This window comes from Bartonella refiksaydamii, assembly GCF_902652675.1.
Lineage (GTDB): Bacteria > Pseudomonadota > Alphaproteobacteria > Rhizobiales > Rhizobiaceae > Bartonella > Bartonella refiksaydamii.
The window spans coordinates 1-3,160 of record NZ_LR736342.1; the positions used below are offsets into that span (position 1 = coordinate 1).

Annotated in this window: 5 protein-coding genes and 1 pseudogene; all 6 read left to right on the forward strand. The window is 37.8% G+C overall.

The window, feature by feature from the left end:
• A pseudogene (locus GQO39_RS08985) lies at positions 1-245 on the forward strand (hypothetical protein); the annotation flags it as partial.
• The gene (locus GQO39_RS08165) at positions 238-678 is read left to right on the forward strand and encodes a hypothetical protein (protein WP_156851725.1); all 441 of its coding nucleotides are present in this window, start codon (positions 238-240) and stop codon (positions 676-678) included. The pseudogene GQO39_RS08985 and the gene GQO39_RS08165, both read left to right, overlap by 8 nt.
• 42 nt (positions 679-720) lie before the next feature.
• A complete protein-coding gene (locus GQO39_RS08170) occupies positions 721-1,179 on the forward strand; it encodes a hypothetical protein (protein ID WP_156851721.1) in 459 nt (152 codons plus the stop codon).
• A 155-nt stretch (positions 1,180-1,334) separates the two neighbouring features.
• Complete coding sequence (locus tag GQO39_RS08175; RefSeq protein ID WP_156851722.1) at positions 1,335-1,682, forward strand: hypothetical protein; 348 nt, start codon at positions 1,335-1,337, stop codon at positions 1,680-1,682.
• On the forward strand, positions 1,669-2,184 hold the full coding sequence (locus tag GQO39_RS08180; protein WP_156851723.1) for a hypothetical protein: 516 nt from the start codon (positions 1,669-1,671) through the stop codon (positions 2,182-2,184). The genes GQO39_RS08175 and GQO39_RS08180 overlap by 14 nt, the downstream gene beginning before the upstream one ends.
• Positions 2,185-2,561: 377 nt before the next feature.
• A complete protein-coding gene (locus GQO39_RS08185; RefSeq protein ID WP_156851724.1) occupies positions 2,562-3,092 on the forward strand; it encodes an antA/AntB antirepressor family protein in 531 nt (176 codons plus the stop codon).
• Positions 3,093-3,160 lie beyond the last annotated feature (68 nt).

Here is a 3,160-nt window from a genome sequence, read left to right on the forward strand (position 1 = left end):
GAAACTGGGTGCGAAAAGCTATCGAGAATTTAGAGAAAGGAAAAAACTATGGAAAAGCAAGCATTGAACAAACAGGACAACAGCGCGGTCGTGCCTATAGAATTACACAGCACATGTCCGATTTCAAAAATGCAGACAGTCCATACAAATTTCTCTTTGAGGATGATGCAAAAAGCACCGTTCCACTGGCTACCGAGCAAAAAGCCATTACCTGCAGAAGCGAAGAGAATTATCTCGTTGGGTAATGAAGCTTTGCAAAAGCTTGAGGAAAAAGCTTCTGAGGAAGAAATCAAAGCTATGTTTCTCATGCTTTCTGGTGGGCTTAAAAGCCAGCCTAGAGAAGACGAAAAAGCTACAGCCGTTGCTTATCTCTTTTCTCTCAATGGGTTAAGCCGTTGGGCAATCAAAACCGCAACAAGGGATGTGATGAAAGGAAAAGCAGCAGGTTTGTCTACAACATTCATGCCCGCTTCTGCTGATCTTATGCTTTATTGTGAAAAGCTTGAAAACGATATTCGAACTACTGTTAAAGGGATATTCACCTCACTCGATAGACCAGAAATTAAGCCGAAAGGCGAACCTGTCTCTGCTGAAAAATGGGCTAAACTGATGCAAATGCTTAAAAAACCAAAGATTAGTTTAAGTGCTTTGGGGAATCAATCTGATGAAGTAGCTTGAGTAAATTTTAAAACACTTTTGATTTAAAAAAATGAGAGAAAAATGGCACAATACTTTGACGAAACATTAGAACTTAAAGTCTTTTTGACCCAGATTTCGGAGCGCATCAAACAAGGTCATGCACAAATCACGAGGGAAGAGGAAAAGAAAGCACTCAAAGCTTGTCAAAAGCTAAAAGAAACGATTGCTGTGAAATCTTCTCTCAATAATATTTCTAAGGCTTTTAGCCTACTTGAAGGCGGCTTAATCATGAGACAAACGGCGAATGTAGATGCTTGTGCTCGCGCTTATGCCATAGCGCTTCAAGGTATTTCACGATGGGCACTATGCAAAGCTGTCGAACAGATTGTACGTGGTGAAGCCAAAGGTATGTCAACAACGTTCGTGCCAACATCTGCTGATCTTGCAGCGTATTGTCGCGGTTTGGAAGAAGATCTTTGTTCAGATGTTGATTTTGTACTCACAGCTCTTAACACACAGCAAACTAGTGAAAAGTGCTGATCGTTTTGAGATTAGATATGCGTTTAAATTGACAAAAAGGCGCCGTGCAGAGTGATTTCAAGATTTTATGATAAAACCACATTGAAATTAAAAACGCTTCTGTACGGTCCATTTTTAGGCAAATAGGCACATTGGTAAAATTATGGACTAAAAGCATGAGGATTTTAAAACATTTGTTCTTAAAAAACCGTAAACAGCCAATGCAAAAAAAGTTTGTTGCAACAGCTGTTGGTTATGTCCCTTGGGGGGATGGAGCAGCAGAGTATTTTTACAACCTGTACGAATATGAAGATGGCACAAGAGAGTGTGAAAAATTTGATGGTGGTCAGTATTACAAAACACCTAAGAATGCAGATTTTAGCACCAAAGCGCAAGTAAAAGCATGGGTTTACGGTGCTGCTATTCCGAAAAGCGTTCTGAATTACGAGCCCCTCATAGAGGAAATCAACAAAGGGATCAAAGAATTATCGAAAACCACAGGAAATAAATATGTTTACAGATAAGCAGCTAAGAGCCTTGTTTGGTATTATGATTTTTATATTTTTATGTTTTTTAGGAATTAAAAAAAATCCCTACTTTATTCAAAATATTTTGATATTTGCATCTTTTGGTTTGATAATAATAACAAATATTTTTGTAATTTTATGCAATTCTCATATTCCTTCTGAATTGCAGAGCAATCCAAAATACAAACGCGGAAATACAACGGGTTGGGTGATGCTAACACGTGATTTACAACAGTATATGCATAAACTCTTAAAGCTAATAATTTTAGCGCTTGTCGTTTTAATTTTCCCAAGTAGCAATAAAGAAACAGTTTCTGTGCCTATTATTTCTAAGTATGTGGAACATCAGTTTTCTTTTCCATTGGATAATGTACTTTGGTACTCAGATATTGCTCTTTGGTATTCCTTTTTAGTTTGTGTATTGTTCCTTATGTTACGTACACGCAGTTTAATAAATGTATCTATTTACACACTACAGTGCTCCATTAAAAAGCCATAGTAAAATTTCCGATTTGATCAACTATTTTAGATTAAATGGCGTTGTCTCTTCTCAACGTCATAGATGAAATCAACAAGAGCATAAAAAACTATCGTGGCCTGCTTGACATTATTTCTGTAACGTATATCTTCGGTATTAGGTGCCTCAAAAACACCTTAAACGAACAGCGGATAGATTGCCGACACAATTTTTCTTCCGCACATTAAAGGCTTTGACTCATTGTATGTTACACGCATATAATGGCATTGTCGGGTGTAGTTGCGCTATACAATACCCTTATGGGAAAAGCGTAACGACGGACTGTTCGCCGTGTTTTTGAGCACCCGGCATTCTTTATTGAGTGTCAATCAAAAACGTCTAATCGAACAGGAGTTCACATGAACACTCTCATAGAAATTAAAGAACTAACAATTGATCAGGAAATTGTTCAAACGGTCAATGCACGTGAATTGCATACATTTTTAGAAGTAGGTCGCGACTTTACGACATGGATTAAAAACCGCATAAAAACATATAAATTTGTTCATACAAAAGACTATATTTTAACGTTCCCCAAAACGGGGGAGCGTCAAAATGTAAACATGACAGAGTACCATCTCACTCTAGACATGGCGAAAGAGCTCTCTATGGTGGAACGTAACGAGAAAGGACGTCAAGCACGCCGTTACTTTATTGAGTGTGAGAAGAAACTGAGAAACCAAGCTGTTGATTATGATAATGATACGCGCTTTGATTTGCCAAGCTATTGGGAAGGTATGAACGCTGGCGAAAAAGTTTTATATCTTTTAGGTCCTATTCATATGCGTCTTCTTGATGCCTTCAGAGTAGATGAAGAGAACAGAAAATACAAAGCTCTCATTAAAGAAGCAAAACAGGTCTTAGAAAAATCTGTTATGAAGGCCGCTTAGATTTAAAAACGTGACTCCCCTTTCTTCTCGTCTTTTATGGCGAGGAGAAAATGAGTTTATCGCATTGA